The sequence below is a fragment of the Oceanobacillus sp. HCA-5259 genome, from assembly GCF_037892815.1.
Classification (GTDB): domain Bacteria; phylum Bacillota; class Bacilli; order Bacillales; family Amphibacillaceae; genus Oceanobacillus; species Oceanobacillus indicireducens.
This window is the reverse complement of sequence record NZ_JBBKBV010000001.1, coordinates 24,250-41,005: the sequence shown is the minus strand read 5'-3', so window position 1 is coordinate 41,005 and position 16,756 is coordinate 24,250. Positions and strand designations below refer to the sequence as shown.

The following is a 16,756-nucleotide window of genomic DNA, read 5'->3' as shown; positions in this document are numbered from 1 at the left end:
AAAAGCCATCCATCTCCCTCCTAGACGAAACAAGAGGCAGATGAAGAACTAACAATCGAACATTTGACTTTCAAAAGATTCATAACCGTATATTCACTTCTTCAAAATTTAATATAACAGTTATTCAGTCTACTTAAAAATATGTTGTAATTGATTATAAAAATCCGCTCTTAGCCCCGATTTACTGCTCAATTTCAATGGTTGGTTAAGTGATATAAGTATAGGAAATCTAAAAAGAAGTACTCGTACCCAATTAGAACACCGATTCAAAAAGAAAAGCACAAAAACATAAGCAGTTGAATCAGGCTTATCCCTGGTTCAACTACTTATTAGGTATGTCAGCAATGCATTCAAGTGAAAATTCTTTCTCCATACGTCTAGATTGGCTGGTATAGTTCATTATGCTCATTAGGAGAGTGTGCTATTTCTTCAGATTTCGCTGTCAAATACTCCTGTAAATGCTTGTTGCAAGGTCCCTTTCACTTCTGTCTGTAAAGTATTGGCTACTCCTAAGAAAGCAATTTTCTTCGCAAGTTGCGGCTTTAAACCGGTGAGGACCGACTTAGAGCCCATCTCATACGTATGCCAAGTAACACCTCGTGAAGTCAAATGATTGCTACCGGTGTTCGATCATGCCAGCCATATCCCATATAGTCTCCATCACTTTCTCCGTGCCCTCGTGCATCCGGAAGTAAAATATCAAATCCCCTGTCATAATAAAATTTCGTTAACTTACCCATGTCATCTCCAGTGTTACGAAAGTCATGCGTGAGAATTACAGCCTTTTGTGGTCTGCATCGTTGTCAATAAATTGGGCAACCAGACTCAAATCGTCATAAGAATTCATTTCGATTCGCTCAGGCTGCTGTTCATCAAATCAGCTGAATGATTGAAGTGGGGGTCTTACAACCAGTTAACCTGCGATAAATAATTCAGAAAACACCCCCACTCTTCCATTCTATCCTGTTCCTTATTATACTTATCACCAGTAGACTAAATTATTTTTATTGTTAATCAGATGTTATTGGAGGCTAGAATGTGAAGCAATGGGCGTATTTGATTTTATTCATATTAATCTTTCTACTAGTAGGCTGCCAAGTGAATAATGAAGAACAAACGAAGAGACCGTCAGAAATGAACGAAGATGAATTGCCAGATGGCCGGGCATTTGAGGATGAATTTACTCGAGGATTATTAGAATCTACGGAAGAAACGAGATCTGGTTATTATCCTTTTTTATCTGGGACCGGGAAGTATGAAATGGATTTTCCCTTAAATGGAATGATAGATGGGCATGGCTATGCATTAAAGGAGAAGGATTATGAAGGTATATTTATAGGCATTGATGAGGGCAAACTTAAGAGTTCAATTAGACTGAACTATGATTCTTTAGATGAAACAGGGCGAGAAGGTACTATCTTAAATATAATTAATGAACGGGTAGGACAAGAACTTGAATATGAAAAATTACCTTCTGAAAATCAGACCTTATATCTTTCTTATTTCGAGAGGGAAGGGCCATATCATGGGTATGCGGGTTTTTTGCAAAATGAGGTAGAGAATGGCGGGATAGAAATTATATATCAAACGGAATGTGTTGGTTCTAAGGAAGAATGTGAGGAATTGAAGACTGAAAGTAAGGCTAGAATGAAAGAACAGATTGAGTCGATTCAATTTACTTTAGGATCAAATGAAAGCGAATGAGTAAAATCTTATATCTACTAATGAAATGAGATTACGCATGAATGAGTAATTTCTTTTTCAAGTAAAAACCCCCTCGTCCGTATTAATTTAATTTTCATTATCTTATTATAGCAAATCAAGTTATATTTGAATCTATTACGTATTATACAAAATCATTTGTTATAATGATTAGAAATTAGATTAAAGGTGAGATGAATGAAACGAATCATATATTTACTAAGCATACTCCTAATTGGAGTTATTTTAACTAGTTGTTCAGCTGCAGATCTATTTGCTGCTTTTGATGAGTCAGCACCAGAACCTGCCACCGCAAATACAGAACGGTTGATAGAGGAAGATGGTTATTATACAAGCAAGGATGAGGTTGCTTTATATATCCATACTTTTAATAAACTTCCAGACAATTATATTACAAAGTCAGAAGCTAGTAAGTTAGGCTGGGTGGCTAGTGAAGGGAACCTTTGGGAAGTAACTGATCAGAAAAGTATTGGCGGCGACAGATTTGGAAACAGAGAGGGAAGCCTCCCTGACAAAGCGAATAGACAGTATTATGAAGCTGATATAGACTACGAAGGCGGCTATCGCGGTCCAAAGCGCATTGTTTATTCCAATGACGGATTAATTTACTACACCGACGATCATTATGATACATTTACCTTATTATACGGAGATGAATAAAATGGAACACATCACACTTGATGGGCGAAAAATGCAGGATAAAGATGCAGTACATCTATATTTAAAAACTGTACTGCATCTTGATGAATATTACGGGAACAATCTTGACGCACTATGGGACGCCCTAAGCACCTACCATCATCCCCTTGAAATTCGCTTGATTTATCGTGAAGAAATGCTTGAGCAGCTTGGAAGTTATGGAGAGTCCATAATAAAAGTATTTGAGGACGTGGCTGAGAAGAATCAGAGGATTGTGTTTAGGGGTTGAGTCGGTAGTTGATGGTTGGTTCAGTGACAAGTGTTGTAAATATGCTAGCGATTTATGCCACACCTGAATCTTCCATGGCTAATGTTTGTTTATGCTCTGATAGGTAATTTTAATGGCAGTTACACCGTAGAAAAAGATAATAAAAAATCAAATTACATAGTTGGGAAGTACAGATACAAAACAACGAATAGACTGAATAATGGGGCAAACAAGAGGAGAGACCATGGATATTTTAAAGCTTTTTGTGGCCTTAGCTTTTGGTTACTTTTTAGGTAGCCTTAATACAGCAGTGATTGTAGGGAAAATATACGGCACGGACATTAGAATCCATGGAAGTAATAGTGCCGGGCTTACAAATACTCTAAGGGTACTTGGGAAACCTGCTGCAGCTTTTGTTCTTATAGGAGATATATTAAAAGGTATAATTGCTTGTTTTATAGGCTTGTTACTTGGTGTTTACTTTTATTCGGGAGGGGCAATGGATTCCTTAAGCCTCTTAGCGGCAGGCGCAGGAGCTGTTATAGGGCATAACTGGCCGATATATTTTAAGTTTAAAGGGGGTAAGGGAGCACTAACAGCAGTAGCTGTACTATTTATGATTGACTGGATTATGGGTCTTTTATGCCTTATTTTTTTTGTAATAATAATAGCTTTAACACGTTATGTATCTTTAGGTACCATAGGTGCTACAACACTTATAGCAGTTATTTCATTTATTCCTATTTTTGAGCATACTTTATATTTCAATATATTTGTATGCCTAATGGCTCTTATCATTATAATTAAACACAGGGAAAATATACAAAGGTTGCTTTCAGGAACAGAAAATAAACTTACTTTTTGATTTTTTAGCTACACTGAGGATATTGTATAAAAATTTAGAATTAGTTAAGCAAAGGGTTGTGATGACGGCTTCTGTTCTTTGGTCTACTACTTTTGATAACCATTGAATATATTTTTCATATTGTTCAGCAGATAAATCAATTTTTTCTTTCCAAGTTAGGAACTGATCTAGAAAGCAATCCCTATTGGAATTCGTATATCCTAGTCTGTGTACAAAACCATTGATAAGCTGTTGTCCAGCTTTTGTAATTTCCGAGTTCTTATTTAGCGCTAAAATAAAAAGTGGCACAGCTATCCCTATGAAACTGTTACTCCAACCCAGTTTAGTTGTCTCTTTTTTACAATCTTCATAGACAGTTTCAAATTCAGCATTAAAAAAAGCTATAACCTCTTTTTGTTCCTTTGAAAGGTTATTTGTTAGTAATTGTCGATTTACTCGATAATCGTAATCTATTTTTTGTTCGGGCAATGTTTTTGCATATTTTGCTGCTTGGCTTGTTATTTCGCGTCCACCTTCAGTTAATTGAAATAAACGTAGATAGTTACTTAAACTTGAATCCGAATAAAAGGCAGCCACATAGCATTTTTCTACCGTTTCATGATGGTCTAAACTATTTGCAGCTTTAGCAGTCAAATCCGCAATTTCAGCTCGAATAATCAGGTTTTTAGGTAACTGTTGCATTGCTTCAAGTCCGAGTTTTTCACACTCTATCACTTGGTTTTGGTTCAATAGATGCTCACATGCATATTTATACAGTATGGGATGGGTTGCCGACACGACCTTAGCTGTTTCACATAGTCGATGAATTCCCCCTTGATACATACATGCTTCGATCAATAGTTTCCCTGCCAAATCCCCTTGTTTATTTCCTAAAAAGGAAATCCAGTCTTCCATAAATAAATCCAGATCCGCAAGCGCCTCAGGGCCTATAATAAATATTTCTTCCATTCTTAGATTTGTTGACATTTTCCATGTGAAATAATTAAATAATGCAGCAGGTCTCCGTTTTCCTTCCGTAGCCTGATATTTTGCATAGATAGCATGTTTAGCAATATGGTTTAAATCTAATTCTACTATATTTTCTTCTACAAGATCCTCCAGTTCAAGCTCATCCCACTCTCCTGCATCCCTTTCATTTGTTTGAAACACCATCATGCATAGCGATTCATAAAGTTTAGCAGCTTGAATGTAATTTTTTTGGTATAACAATTCCTCTGCTTGCTGGAATGCCCTTAACAAATCATTACCAATTTTAAATTCATCGAAATAATCGTATTTAAAATCACTATCCCAATAGTTTTCACCGTACACTTCATAGCCAGTGCATTCAAAATAAATTTCTCCACTTTCTATATCTTCACAGAATGCTCCTATCCATTCCACATCGGGAGTAATTAAATGTTCGCCTGGCTGATCAATTGTAAAGTTTAAAAATGCAATTCTTTTATCTTCTTTCGTGACTCTAGCTAGATTGTATATCCAACTATCTTTTTCAGAGTCTGACATACTCGTTAATTTTTTATTAACAATTTCCATGAACTCTTTATAATTCATTGTTTAGCACCCCGCATATTAATTTAATTGTGTGTAGGGTTATGGAAGGGACAGGGACCGTATCCATAACTGATGACATCTGTAATTGTAATTCATTAAAACCAAATTTTAATTCGGTTGGCAGTTGATTATTATGGTCATTATTCGTTACCATAGTAGGAGGCACCTCTTCTATTTGGTAGTTTTTTCTCGATAATTAAACTATACCAAAAGTGGAGGTGTTTTTCTTTTTTATAATCGGCAGATGTCAAGGTTCATAATGAATTTCCAAAACACTATACCAGATAAGGATTAGATGTCACCTTTACTCTGCGAAAGTTGAGTGTTATAAAAACACCTGTAAATTGATAGCGTCTAACTAGCTTTCCATCGCACAAATTTTTCTCTCCAAATTAGACTGATCTCGTCTTAATCTGCCGTTCCTACCAAAACCCCAACCTCCCCCAACTCCCGGCAAACCTCCTCAATCTTCCCCACCGAATCTGCCTCCAACGTATGCAGGTGCAACCCGTTCGTCAGCGAAGATAAATGCGCAACATTCGGTCCCCGCAAATTCTCATAAAAAAGATCAACCTCCCTTCGATTGCTCACCCGAATCGAAGCGGTAATATCCCCATAAACCGGGTGATCCACACTCACATCCTTCACGGTCACCCCATGATCGACAATAATATACAATTCTTCTAACGTCTGTTCCGGCGTATGGTTCACAACGATTGTCTTTCGCACCAGGTTGTCTTCCGGTTGATTGCCCATATAAATATAACCCTGACTTGTTGCAACAACTGGCTCATTCTTTGCCTTTAAAATCGACACATCTTGCACAATCACTTGTCTCGATACATTCGCTTTTTCCGCGAACTTGGATGCGGTAATTGGCTCTTTCGACTTCTTCAGTTCATTTATAATCAGTTGTTGGCGCTCACTGGATGACATTTTTTCTTTACTTTGCATGTCTTCATCCCCTTATTTATAAAAATTCTTATAATTAGCCCTTGCTATTATATTGATTTTGTGTAAATATAGGTGTCATGACACCCACATACATTATCCCACTCAGCTTATTTTTATGCAATGTATGTGAAGTAATTAACAAGTTAATTCTATTAAAAAGAAAATGGAGCGGACATACTATGAATCAAATCAAACTACGAAAAATGCTAGAGGACTTTTTTATGGAGGATATTGGCGATCAAGATCTAACGAGTCATGCGATTTTTCCGGCGGAGCAAAATGGAAGCGGTGTTTTTATCGCGAAGGAATCTGGGATTATTGCAGGTTCAGACATCATTCAACAAGCTTATCATTTACTAGATTCAAAGTTAGAAATCTCCCTTCATTATACAGACGGAGACTATGTGCAACGGGGTGAGAGAATAGCGGAAGTTCGTGGCTCGGTTCGGAATATCTTAACAGGGGAACGGGTTATTTTAAATCTGGTGCAGCGAATGAGCGGAATTGCGACATTAACGAATCAATGTGTAGAAACGCTGAATGACTCTTCCATTCAAATATGTGATACGAGAAAGACGACACCTGGCTTACGCATGCTCGAGAAATATGCGGTAACGGTCGGTGGCGGGAAAAATCATCGGAACGGGTTATATGATGGCGTTATGATTAAAGATAACCATATAACGTATGCCGGCTCGATTACAAAAGCGGTCGAAAGGGCTCGAAAAGCGCTTGGGCATATGGTGAAGATTGAAGTGGAAACGGAGAATAAAGAAGCGGTGCTTGAAGCAGTGGAGGCAAAGGCCGATGTGATTATGTTTGATAACCGGACTCCTGAAGAAGTGAAGGAATTTGCTAAGCTCGTGCCGTCCCCAATTATCACGGAAGCGTCTGGTGGTATTAATCTCAAAAACCTAGCAACTTATGCAGGAACAGGTGTCCACTATATTTCGCTCGGTGCGTTAACCCATTCCGTGAAGGCGCTGGATATTAGTTTACTTGTGAAAGAAGAGTAAGAAAATAACTAAGGCTCAAGCAAGGAGAAGCATAATGAAAAACGTTTGGAAGGTGTCCATAATCTTACTTGGATTCTTACTATTAGTCGCATGTGGAAGCGAAGCAAGTTCTAAAAAACCAAATGAACAAAATACGCAGCTTACGACAACAATCAAAGGCGGACGCACTGGCGGAGCATGGGCAGTGTTTACAGAGGGAATCGCGGAATCGATTCGACGGGAGCATGGTGGATCATTTATAACGGTCGAGCCTGGAAGCATTATTGAAAATCCATTAATGGTCGGAACAGGTAGAGTTCCTTATGGCTTGTCCTATTCGATGACAGCTTATGCGGCTTATAAAGGACTAGAGCCGTATAATCAAGCCTTTCGAGACATTCGTGCCGTTAGTGTCGTTGTGCCGGCAAACTATTATCAGCTTTTTTCAAGGGAAGAGCTTGGGGTGACTTCGGTTGAAGACTTATTAGAAAATGGTCCGCTCCACATATCCGTGAATCAACAAGGTTCGGCAGGCGAGGTTATTACCCGGGAAATTTTAAGATTTTACGGGGTAACCTATGAAGATATTATTTCTGAGGGTGGTTCAGTTGATTTCCTCTCTGGCTCGATGGCTTTTGAACTGATGGCAGATGGTAGGCTTGATGCGGCGGGAAATGCTGAATCCGCTCCTTCCAGTAATATTATCGAAGCGGCAACAACGACGAATTTAAATATGATTTCCTTTGATGAAGAAATGATCCAGACCATTGCCGAAAACTTAGGAATGGAGCCGAACATCATTCCAGCTGGTACATATGATTTTCTCACCGAAGACGTTCAGACGGTGAGCACACCGGCAATTCTTATGGTTCACAAAGATGTTCCCGATGAGGAAGTCTATGCTGTCACGAAAAGTATTTACAATAATCTAGACTTTTTAGATACCGTTCATGAAGAATTTAAAGCGTTAACGAAAAGAAATATGAGCAATGTTGGAGCACTCCCGCTGCATCCAGGGGCGGAAAAGTTTTTTAAAGAAAAAGGACTGCTAAAAAATAATTAAAGCTTAGCATTCGATAAAGGAGATTGTTCAATGGTGAACCTGAAAGCACGTATAATTGGCTGGTTTGGGTATGGGTACCGTCGCCAGCTATCATCCTATCATTTACATATCTTCAGACTGCTTGCTTGTATTCTTGCAGTCTATCAAATTTGGTCGGTCATTTGGGGGAAATTAGATCCCTTGAATCAAATGGCACTGCATTTATCTGGTATTCTTGCAATTGCCTTTTTGCTGTATGGTTATTCCAGGAAAGCTCACGAATGTAAAACAACGGAGAATCCGACTTGGATCGATTATACAGCGGTACTTCTCGTCATTCTAGCTGGAGTTTACTTTTCTATGCATGCGGAGCGTATATCAGTAAGGATTCCAATTATGGACCCGCTCACGACTCTTGATTTATTTTTCGGGCTTGTATTTATCGTGTTAGCAATTGAAGCTGCCCGCCGGACGATGGGCTTTCCGATTATTGCGATTGTGCTCGCTGGTTTTAGCTATATTTTCTTCGGGCATTATTTGCCGGGGATCTGGCAGCACCGGGAGTTTTCTTTTACAGAAGTCATGCATGAGCTTGCCTTCAGCTATAACGGATTGTGGGGTTCTCCAGTTTCGGTAGCGGCCACCTTTGTGTTTATGTTCCTCTTGTTTGGTGCATTTTTAAAACAGGCTGGAGCAGGTGAATTTTTCTTTCAATTGTCGACTGCAATTGCTGGGAGAACACGAGGCGGCGCAGCGAAAGTAGCTGTGTTAACAAGTGCCTTTTTCGGATCTATCTCCGGAAGCCCAACGGCGAATGTTGTTGCGACGGGATCTTTTACGATTCCAGTGAGTAAAAAAAGTGGCTATAAACCGTCTGTTGCTGCGGGTATTGAAGCGGCAGCATCAACTGGTGGAAGCATTCTGCCGCCGATTATGGGTTCATCTGCCTTCTTAATGGCCGCGGTAACCCAAATCCCATATGGGATGATTGCGCTTGCTGCAACAATTCCCGCGATTCTCTATTATGTTTCCTTGCTGTTGATGGTTCATTTAGAGGCCGTGCGTTCTGATATGCCACGGCCGAAAGAAGAAAATATCCCAGACATTAAAAAGGTGCTGAAAGAAGGCTGGTATCATGTTATCCCCTTCATCGTGCTTATGTACTTCCTTATTCAGGGATATAGCGCATCAAGAACAGGATTTTACGCAATTCTAGCTATTATCGTCGTAAGCTGGTTTCGCAGGGAAACACGGATTGGTTTTAAAGCGACGATTCAAGCACTTGTTGACGGGGCAAAATCGTCCATTCCTGTTACGGCGGCTTGTGCTGTTGCAGGCTTAATCATTACCGCAATCATGTCTACAGGGCTTGGGGGGAAATTGACAAGTATTGTGCTAGGTTTAACGAGCGGACTTCTCATTCCCACATTGCTGCTTGTAATGATTATCTGTATTGTGTTAGGAATGGGCATGCCGGTCGCTGCTGCTTATATTTTAACAGCCATGCTTGCTGCCCCTGCATTAATTGAATTAGGTGTTCAGCCAATGGCAGCACATTTATTTATCGTTTATTTCTCCATTTTTTCAGCAATCACGCCACCAGTTGCGGTCGCAGCTTATGCAGCTGCCGGAATTGCCGAGGAAAATCCGAACCGAGTTGGCTTAGAGGCCGTAAAGCTTGGAATTGTTGGGTTTATTATTCCATTTATGTTCGTGCTGGAGCCAGCATTGTTGCTGGATGGTTCAATCGGAGAAATCGTTCTAGCTGTTCTTACAGCTTTACTTGGTATTGTTGCACTTACTGGAGCGATGATTGGCTGGCTCGTTACGAGTGCGACCGTACTAGATCGTATCCTTTTATTAAGTAGTGGCTGTTTGTTTGTATTCCCAAGCATCATCTTGAACATAGCTGGGCTTGTATTGGTTCTCTTCGTTTTCTTCATGCAAAGAGGGTCGAGGGAGCAAGTTCCTCGAACTATTCAATAACCGAGTGTGAGGAGTCTAACTTTTTCCAAGAAACTAAAAGCGGAGCAGTTCCCGAATGGGCTTAGCTAGTTCAGGAACTGCTCCGCTGCGTAGTGAAGGGTAAGAAACTATCCTAAAGCCATTCTTTCATAATGCTTATACAAGGAATGAAATTTACCGGAATAATTGACATGCCATGGCTTTTTCTTCCCGCAAAAGTGAATGATCACTGTATTGCGAATAACGTAATCCATATCAATTTTATTTTTGTTAGCTAATCGATAATACAGATAAAACCGTGCATCGAAGTTATATAAGATTTCATCGATATCTTTTATTTTTGCCGAGTATAAACCATTTAAAATATCCTGATCAGGCAAGATTAACTTTTTCCTGTTTTCCTCCACAAATTTATAAATCTCCTCTTCCTTGATTTCCATCCGTTGACGTTCTAAATTCATTAACAGAACACCAGAATTATAATATTCATCTATTTCATAGCCCGGAAAGCGAATTTTGTTAATATCGCTTAAAATGGAACGATCATGGAACGCAGCAGCGTATAGATATTCCGAAATATCCATATCATACAAGGTGCGAATTTCATTTATGACCAGAATATCTGGATCAAGATAAAGAATTCGATCGAGCTCTTGCGGTAGCATTTGGTAAGCTAGTAAACGATAATACATTTCTTTCGTAAAATGCTTAACAACTGGAGCATTAGAAAAGTGCTTCTCTTCCACTGTAATCACGACAAGCTCCTGACCCTCTTGTTGAATATACCGCATGAGATCATCCAGTTCCTCATCTTCAATAGACGAATGCATTAGATAAATAGCAAAGGATTCTCCAGGGTTATTTACAAAAAGGGACTTCAGCATTGTCTTTAATGGATTGATATAATTTGAATTCAACGTTACGAGGATATTCATGATTTTCTTTTCCCACCCTATTTTTTATTGCTTCATGACTCAACTTTCGCACTGCAGAAATTCACATCATTTTCAGGGCCTGACAAACTCACCCGGCAGCCAAAATCCACTCTTGCTAGTTATTCACAAATCCACCCGCTTGCTTTAAAACTTCCATCTCTAATACCGTTACCCCAATTTCTATATCTTTTTCCTCCGTAAATTCATCAGGATGGTGGCTCAGACCATCGACAGAAGGAACGAATATAAGAGTAGCCGGCCAGCGGGAAGCTGTGTTCATCGCGTCATGCCCTGCACCACTCGCCATAAACATATAAGAAACCCCGACCTCCTCACATGTTACTGCAACCGCCTGCGCTAAGTCTTCATCCATCATGACCGGATCATCATTTTGGATGATCTCCATTGAAATTGGTGTCGCACGCTTCTTCTCGATTTGCTCTGCCTTTTCCTTTATCCGTTCAAGCACCCGTTCACGTGAATCAGCATATATACTGCGGATATCCACCTTGAGTGATGCACTGCCGGGCACGACGTTCATGGCCCTTGGCGATATATCAAGTACTCCGACAGTTGCGACCGTTTCATATTCATCTTCCAAAAGACTCGCTTCTTCCACTGCTAGCGATAACTCAGCAGCAGCAAGCAATGCATCACGCCGATTCTTCATCCCTGTTGTTCCGGAGTGGGAACTCTTCCCGGAAATATGAATTGCTAAACGGAGTGGTGCTGCAATACCTGTTACAATACCGATTTGTTTGTTTTCCTTGATTAACTTTGGTCCTTGCTCAATATGCAATTCGTAAAATGCCTTTACACGTCTATTGCTCTGATCCGCCTGCGGAAACTGGTCCAGCTCAAGCCCCTGTTCCTTGACCGCTTCCCTAAGTGACACTCCATTTCTATCCTGCAAGTTTTCCAATGTCGCAAGATCTACCTTATTCATCATCACCTTACTCCCAAGGGTCGCGAAATTAAAACGCGATGATTCTTCACAAGTGAAACCGATTAATTCAATCGGATGCTGCGTCCTTATCTCTGCCTCTTTTATCGAACGGATAATTTCAAATCCAGCTACTACCCCAAGTAGACCATCATACCTTCCGCCTTGGTAAATCGTATCTAAATGAGAGCCAATAATGACGGGGGGAAGCGAGTCATCCGCACCAGGCAGGCGGATGATAACATTCCCTGCGGCATCAATTTCCGTTTCAAGCCCAAGCAGTGTCCCTTCTCTCATCAAATATTGCTTTGCGATATATTCCTCGTATGTATAGGCAACCCGCTCAATCCCGCGATCCGTTTCACCCAATTCATTCAATATATGCAGCGTTTCCATCAAGCGATCGATTTTCATAAGACTCATCCCCATTATTTAAAGCATTATGTATACCTATAATTTACAGTATATTCCGCAATAGCTCCAGGAAATTTTTGCATGCACGAAAATAAGGTCAAGGGGCCTAGTCCTTGACCGAAGCAAAATCATGAGCATAAGTTGTTCAAGCTTTATTTCTGGTGCAGCTTGTAATGCAATTCTCTAACCCTTTCCGCAAGCTCAGAAACTGGCCCATCAACTACCGCACCGCGAATAACGTCTTGAATCGGCAAATTCCGAACAGGCGACGGAGCAACCCCCAGTTCACTCATCCATTCCGCAAGCTGCTCCGAAGAACTTGCATATACAATCCGACCTAAACCAACCCAGCCATGAGCCGCAGCACACATCGGACAATGTTCACCTGAAGTATAAACAGTCGCTTTACTTCTTTCTTCCGGTTTCATATTCTCAGCTGCCCAGCGCGCGATAGCGAATTCCGGATGCTGCGTATGGTCTCCGCTCGCAACATGGTTATGGTCTTCAAAAAGTACCTCTCCATCTGCTGAGACGAGAACAGAACCGAATGGCTCGTCACCTTTCTCTAGAGCGATTTTTGCCAATTCCACACAACGACGTAAATGCTTTAAATCTGTATCTGTTATCATATTGTAGTCCTCCTTCGTTTCATGTACCCATATTCTATCTATGTACCCATTCATTTTACAAGCTTTCCGATTCCTTCAGCACCACTTCCTTCGAACCTCCTTGCAACCTTAGAAAGTAAAATATCCCAGCGATAATCAGGATACCACCAACAGCTTCTACTCGTGTAATCATCTCATTTAAAAGGAATATTGCTAAAACAGAAGCCCCAATTGGTTCTCCTAACGTAGCCATTGATACAGTTGTAGTATTGACATAGTTTAATAGCAAATTAAAAATAATATGTGCCCCTGTTGGAAAAATAGCGAGCATCATGAAGACGGCCCAATCATTTGTACTATAACCGGTAAAAGGTATCCCGCCAATTAAATTAAAGATAGCAACCGTTACTCCAGCCACAAAGAAGACTAAAAAGCTGTATACCCAATGATTAATTGATTTTACATTCCGCTGACCGATCATTAAATATAGAACAACAGAAACGACGGCAAAGAAAGATAAAATATTTCCAAAGAAGGCACCACTTCCTCCTCCTAAATTACCTCCTCCAACAATGACAACCCCGATAAAAGCAACTCCCATTGCAAACACGGTACGAATATCTACCTTTTCTTTAAAGAATAGTAGTCCAAGAACTAAGGCAATCGCAGGCTGTAATGCTAGAATTAAAGTAGAACTTGCCACCGTTGTATGATTTAAGGATTCAAACCATAATCCAAAATGTCCAGCTAAAAAGATACCAGCAAATACAATCGCTACCCATTCCCTCACTCGTATCCTAAGAAATGTTTTCCGATGTTTAATAACCATAGGAAGAATTATTACACATGCCAAAAACATCTGGTACATGACCATAACCGTCGAGGGTGCATCCGATAATTTCACAAGTATTGCAGATAAGGAGATGCAGATAATTGTTATGACTAATAATATGTTAATCGTTCTCTGCTTCAATCGTTTCCCTCCCTTATTCAATCTTCTTGAAGAATCTCATACAATCGTTCGACCGCTTCTGGAATTTCTTCTCTAGAAATATTAGCAAATCCTAACACAAGCACAATTTTATTCCCCCTATCAACTTGCTCTTCCTTTAGCATGAACCGAGTTAAAGGGTACAACTCAAGCTTCTTATTCTTCGCCAGCTGAGCTACCTCCTCATATGTCTTATTCGTTTTAAACTCAGCTAGAAAGTGCAAGCCGGCTCGGATATCCTTAATATGAATATCCTTCTTAAATTTTCGTTTTAATTCTTCAACTAACAACTCCCGCTTTTCCTCGTAGCTATTATTCATCCGCTTAATATGCTTAGCATATTCTCCAGTTTCAATAAAGTAGTGAAGCGTATATAAACTGAGCACATTACTTCCTTGAATCCAACTAGAATACTTACGTCGATATTCCCTTAACAAAGCAGGAGGCAAGACGAAATAGCTAACTCGTAAGCCTGGCATCATTGTTTTTGAAAAGGTCCCTGTATAAATAACACGCTGATGTCTGTCTAAACTTTGTAAAGAAGGGATGTTATCTGTACCATATTTAAATTCACTATCATAATCATCTTCTATAATATAAGTATTCTCCTGGTTCACTGCCCAATTCAGCAATTCCATCCTTTTAGAAATCGGCATAATTATTCCTGTTGGGAATTGATGAGATGGAGTGATTATTAAAAGGTTTGGGTTAAGTTCTTTCACCTCTTTCACATTAATCCCTTTATCATCTAAAGAAATGGGGGCAACTTGATGATTCGTATCTTTTAATTGTTGATAAAGCCTAGAGTATCCTGGGTTTTCAATAGCTGTCGTAATTCCAGATGGTAACATATTCATTATCTGCCAAAGAAGCGGCTGGGTTCCTGGTCCGATTATCACTTGTTCCGGTTCACACATCACTCCACGGGAAACAGCGATAAGGCGAGCTATCGTTTGCCTGACAAGATAAGGGCCTTGAGGGTGGGATATTTCTGATAGCTCTTTTTTGTGATGTTTAATTGCCATCCTTTCACATTTCATCCATGCTTTAAAGGGAAATATCGAAAGGTCTGTCGACATATGTGATAAAGAAATCCAGCTTTCTTTATCATCCTCAGACGTCTCTTTTTCTTTCAAATCATCGGGAAAATCCGGTCGCATGGAAAACTCTTGCAGACTCATAAATTGTTTAATATCTTCCACATAATACCCTTTTCGTTCCACGGTATAAATATATCCTTCTGCAAGTAGTTGTTCATACGCGTTCGTAACCGAATTATTACTTACTCCCAGCTCTTGTGCTAGCTTTCTTTTAGAAGGAAGCTTTTCACCGGGAGCCAATTTATTTGCTAAAATACTCTTTTTCATTTCTAAGTAGATTTGCTGATAGATATGCTTTCCAGTATTATCTCGATCAACCTTGATTAACATCATCAACTTCTCCCTCTCCTTCTGGTACCATATTAATTATAATTCTGGTACTTTTCATTATAACAGAATCTTATAATATCAGTATAAATACTGAAAATGGGAGGCATTACAAAATGGATTCATTAACTAAAAGTACAAAAGAGTTGCAAGATAAACGAAATAAATATATCCCTCGTGGGGTTAGTAATGGAAACTTACACATTGCGCGGGATGCACAAGGCTCGACAATTACAGACATCGAGGGAAATGAATTTATCGACTTTGCAGGGGCGATTGGTACTTTAAACGTTGGACACACACACCCGAAAGTAACGGAAGCAGTTAAAGAACAAATTGATAAATTTTTACATCCCGGCTTTAACGTCATGATGTATGAAGGCTATATTGAGCTTGCCGAAAAACTTTGTAAAATTACACCTGGAAACTTTGAAAAGCAAGCACTACTCTTAAATTCAGGTGCAGAGGCGGTGGAAAATGCTGTCAAAGTAGCTCGTAAATATACAGGTAGACAAGCCGTTGTTTCGTTCGTTCGAGGATTCCACGGTCGTACCAACATGACGATGAGCATGACGAGCAAAGTAAAGCCTTATAAGTTTGGCTTTGGTCCCTTTGCGCCAGAAGTCTATCAAGCTCCATTCCCTTATCCATATCAGAGACCAGAATCATTATCGGAAGAAGCATATACCGACCAGGTCATACAGGATTTTAAAGACTTTTTCGTGGAAACGGTTGCACCGGAAACAGTCGCTTGTGTCGTTATGGAACCAGTTCAAGGAGAAGGTGGATTCATTATCCCTCCTAAAGAGTTCGTGCAAGCGGTAAGAGAATTTTGCTCGGAGCATGGCATTGTTTTTGTAGCAGATGAAATCCAAACTGGCTTTGGACGTACTGGGGCATATTTTGGAATTGATCATTTCGATGTAGTGCCAGATTTAATTACGGTTTCGAAGTCCCTTGCAGCTGGTCTTCCACTAAGTGGCGTTGTTGGCCGTAAAGAAATTCTGGATGCTTCAAATCCTGGAGAACTTGGTGGGACTTATGCAGGAAGCCCTGTTGCATGCGCCGCAGCATTAGCAGTCATTGATATTATGGAAGAAGAGAATCTACCTGCCAAGGCGGAAATCGTCGGTGAAAAGATTGAAAATAAACTTACAGAACTACAAGAGAAGCATGCGTTTGTCGGTGAGATCCGCCGTCTAGGTGCGATGGTTGCTGTTGAAATTGTCGATAACCGTCAAAATAAAAACCCAGATAAAGAAACGACAGCTAAAATTGCTAAATATGCAAACGATAATGGTTTGCTGTTATTATCTGCCGGAATTAAAGGAAATGTCATTCGCTTCTTAGCTCCACTTGTAATAACAGATGAAGAATTGAACAAAGGATTAGCAATTCTTGAAGATGCTTTCGCTAATCGATAGGAGGAATTAA

The 16,756-nt window shown here is 39.9% G+C and carries 18 protein-coding genes; 8 read left to right on the top strand and 10 right to left on the bottom strand.

The features are described from left to right. Positions 1 to 429: 429 nt before the first annotated feature. Entirely contained in the window at positions 430 to 573 is a 144-nt protein-coding gene (locus WKU33_RS00170) for a hypothetical protein (protein ID WP_336253185.1), read from the bottom strand. Between the two features lie 32 nt (positions 574 to 605). After that, positions 606 to 740, bottom strand: coding sequence for a hypothetical protein (locus WKU33_RS00165; RefSeq protein WP_336253186.1), 135 nt, complete (start codon positions 738 to 740; stop codon positions 606 to 608). Positions 741 to 1,038: 298 nt separating this feature from the next. Here WKU33_RS00165 and WKU33_RS00160 point away from each other — a divergent pair, with 298 nt between their 5' ends. The 4 genes from WKU33_RS00160 (at position 1,039) to plsY (ending at position 3,494) form a co-directional block, all read left to right on the top strand. Continuing rightward, entirely contained in the window at positions 1,039 to 1,704 is a 666-nt protein-coding gene (locus tag WKU33_RS00160; RefSeq protein WP_336253187.1) for a hypothetical protein, read from the top strand. A 195-nt stretch (positions 1,705 to 1,899) separates the two neighbouring features. Continuing rightward, positions 1,900 to 2,382, top strand: a complete 483-nt coding sequence (locus tag WKU33_RS00155) for a ribonuclease domain-containing protein (RefSeq protein WP_336253188.1) — start codon at positions 1,900 to 1,902, stop codon at positions 2,380 to 2,382. Position 2,383: 1 nt separating this feature from the next. Then, entirely contained in the window at positions 2,384 to 2,650 is a 267-nt protein-coding gene (locus tag WKU33_RS00150; RefSeq protein ID WP_336253189.1) for a barstar family protein, read from the top strand. Between the two features lie 223 nt (positions 2,651 to 2,873). Next, positions 2,874 to 3,494 carry a glycerol-3-phosphate 1-O-acyltransferase PlsY gene (gene plsY / locus WKU33_RS00145; RefSeq protein ID WP_340452654.1) on the top strand — a complete coding sequence of 207 codons (621 nt, stop codon included), beginning with the start codon at positions 2,874 to 2,876 and terminating at the stop codon, positions 3,492 to 3,494. Here the strand turns inward: plsY and WKU33_RS00140 are convergent. From WKU33_RS00140 to WKU33_RS00130, 3 genes are all read right to left on the bottom strand, one after another. Continuing rightward, a complete protein-coding gene (locus WKU33_RS00140; protein ID WP_340452652.1) occupies positions 3,465 to 5,048 on the bottom strand; it encodes a hypothetical protein in 1,584 nt (527 codons plus the stop codon). The genes plsY and WKU33_RS00140 overlap by 30 nt on opposite strands. Continuing rightward, positions 5,038 to 5,202, bottom strand: coding sequence for a hypothetical protein (locus WKU33_RS00135; RefSeq protein ID WP_340452650.1), 165 nt, complete (start codon positions 5,200 to 5,202; stop codon positions 5,038 to 5,040). The genes WKU33_RS00140 and WKU33_RS00135 overlap by 11 nt, the downstream gene beginning before the upstream one ends. 254 nt (positions 5,203 to 5,456) lie before the next feature. Further along, the gene (locus WKU33_RS00130) at positions 5,457 to 6,002 is read right to left on the bottom strand and encodes a transcription repressor NadR (RefSeq protein ID WP_340452648.1); all 546 of its coding nucleotides are present in this window, start codon (positions 6,000 to 6,002) and stop codon (positions 5,457 to 5,459) included. 179 nt (positions 6,003 to 6,181) lie between these two features. On the opposite strand from WKU33_RS00130, the gene nadC reads away from it, so the two are divergent. The 3 genes from nadC to WKU33_RS00115 are packed head-to-tail and all read left to right on the top strand — an operon-like array spanning position 6,182 to position 10,025. Continuing rightward, the gene (gene nadC, locus WKU33_RS00125) at positions 6,182 to 7,018 is read left to right on the top strand and encodes a carboxylating nicotinate-nucleotide diphosphorylase (protein WP_340452646.1); all 837 of its coding nucleotides are present in this window, start codon (positions 6,182 to 6,184) and stop codon (positions 7,016 to 7,018) included. A 34-nt stretch (positions 7,019 to 7,052) separates the two neighbouring features. Continuing rightward, the gene (locus WKU33_RS00120) at positions 7,053 to 8,060 is read left to right on the top strand and encodes a TAXI family TRAP transporter solute-binding subunit (RefSeq protein WP_340452644.1); all 1,008 of its coding nucleotides are present in this window, start codon (positions 7,053 to 7,055) and stop codon (positions 8,058 to 8,060) included. Positions 8,061 to 8,090: 30 nt separating this feature from the next. Then, a complete protein-coding gene (locus WKU33_RS00115) occupies positions 8,091 to 10,025 on the top strand; it encodes a TRAP transporter permease (RefSeq protein WP_340452642.1) in 1,935 nt (644 codons plus the stop codon). Positions 10,026 to 10,132: 107 nt separating this feature from the next. Here WKU33_RS00115 and WKU33_RS00110 read toward each other — a convergent pair whose 3' ends face one another. The 5 genes from WKU33_RS00110 to gabR form a co-directional block, all read right to left on the bottom strand. Beyond that, positions 10,133 to 10,939, bottom strand: coding sequence for a glycosyltransferase family 8 protein (locus tag WKU33_RS00110; protein ID WP_340452640.1), 807 nt, complete (start codon positions 10,937 to 10,939; stop codon positions 10,133 to 10,135). A 115-nt stretch (positions 10,940 to 11,054) separates the two neighbouring features. Continuing rightward, positions 11,055 to 12,296, bottom strand: a complete 1,242-nt coding sequence (locus tag WKU33_RS00105; protein ID WP_340452638.1) for a Zn-dependent hydrolase — start codon at positions 12,294 to 12,296, stop codon at positions 11,055 to 11,057. A 152-nt stretch (positions 12,297 to 12,448) separates the two neighbouring features. Beyond that, on the bottom strand, positions 12,449 to 12,925 hold the full coding sequence (locus tag WKU33_RS00100; RefSeq protein ID WP_188858083.1) for a nucleoside deaminase: 477 nt from the start codon (positions 12,923 to 12,925) through the stop codon (positions 12,449 to 12,451). A 55-nt stretch (positions 12,926 to 12,980) separates the two neighbouring features. Continuing rightward, the gene (locus WKU33_RS00095) at positions 12,981 to 13,877 is read right to left on the bottom strand and encodes a DMT family transporter (protein WP_340452634.1); all 897 of its coding nucleotides are present in this window, start codon (positions 13,875 to 13,877) and stop codon (positions 12,981 to 12,983) included. Positions 13,878 to 13,894: 17 nt separating this feature from the next. Continuing rightward, positions 13,895 to 15,331, bottom strand: a complete 1,437-nt coding sequence (gabR, locus tag WKU33_RS00090) for a MocR-like transcriptional regulator GabR (RefSeq protein ID WP_445321666.1) — start codon at positions 15,329 to 15,331, stop codon at positions 13,895 to 13,897. 107 nt (positions 15,332 to 15,438) lie between these two features. Between gabR and gabT the strand changes: the two genes are divergently transcribed. Beyond that, complete coding sequence (gabT, locus tag WKU33_RS00085) at positions 15,439 to 16,746, top strand: 4-aminobutyrate--2-oxoglutarate transaminase (protein ID WP_340452632.1); 1,308 nt, start codon at positions 15,439 to 15,441, stop codon at positions 16,744 to 16,746. Positions 16,747 to 16,756: the final 10 nt, after the last annotated feature.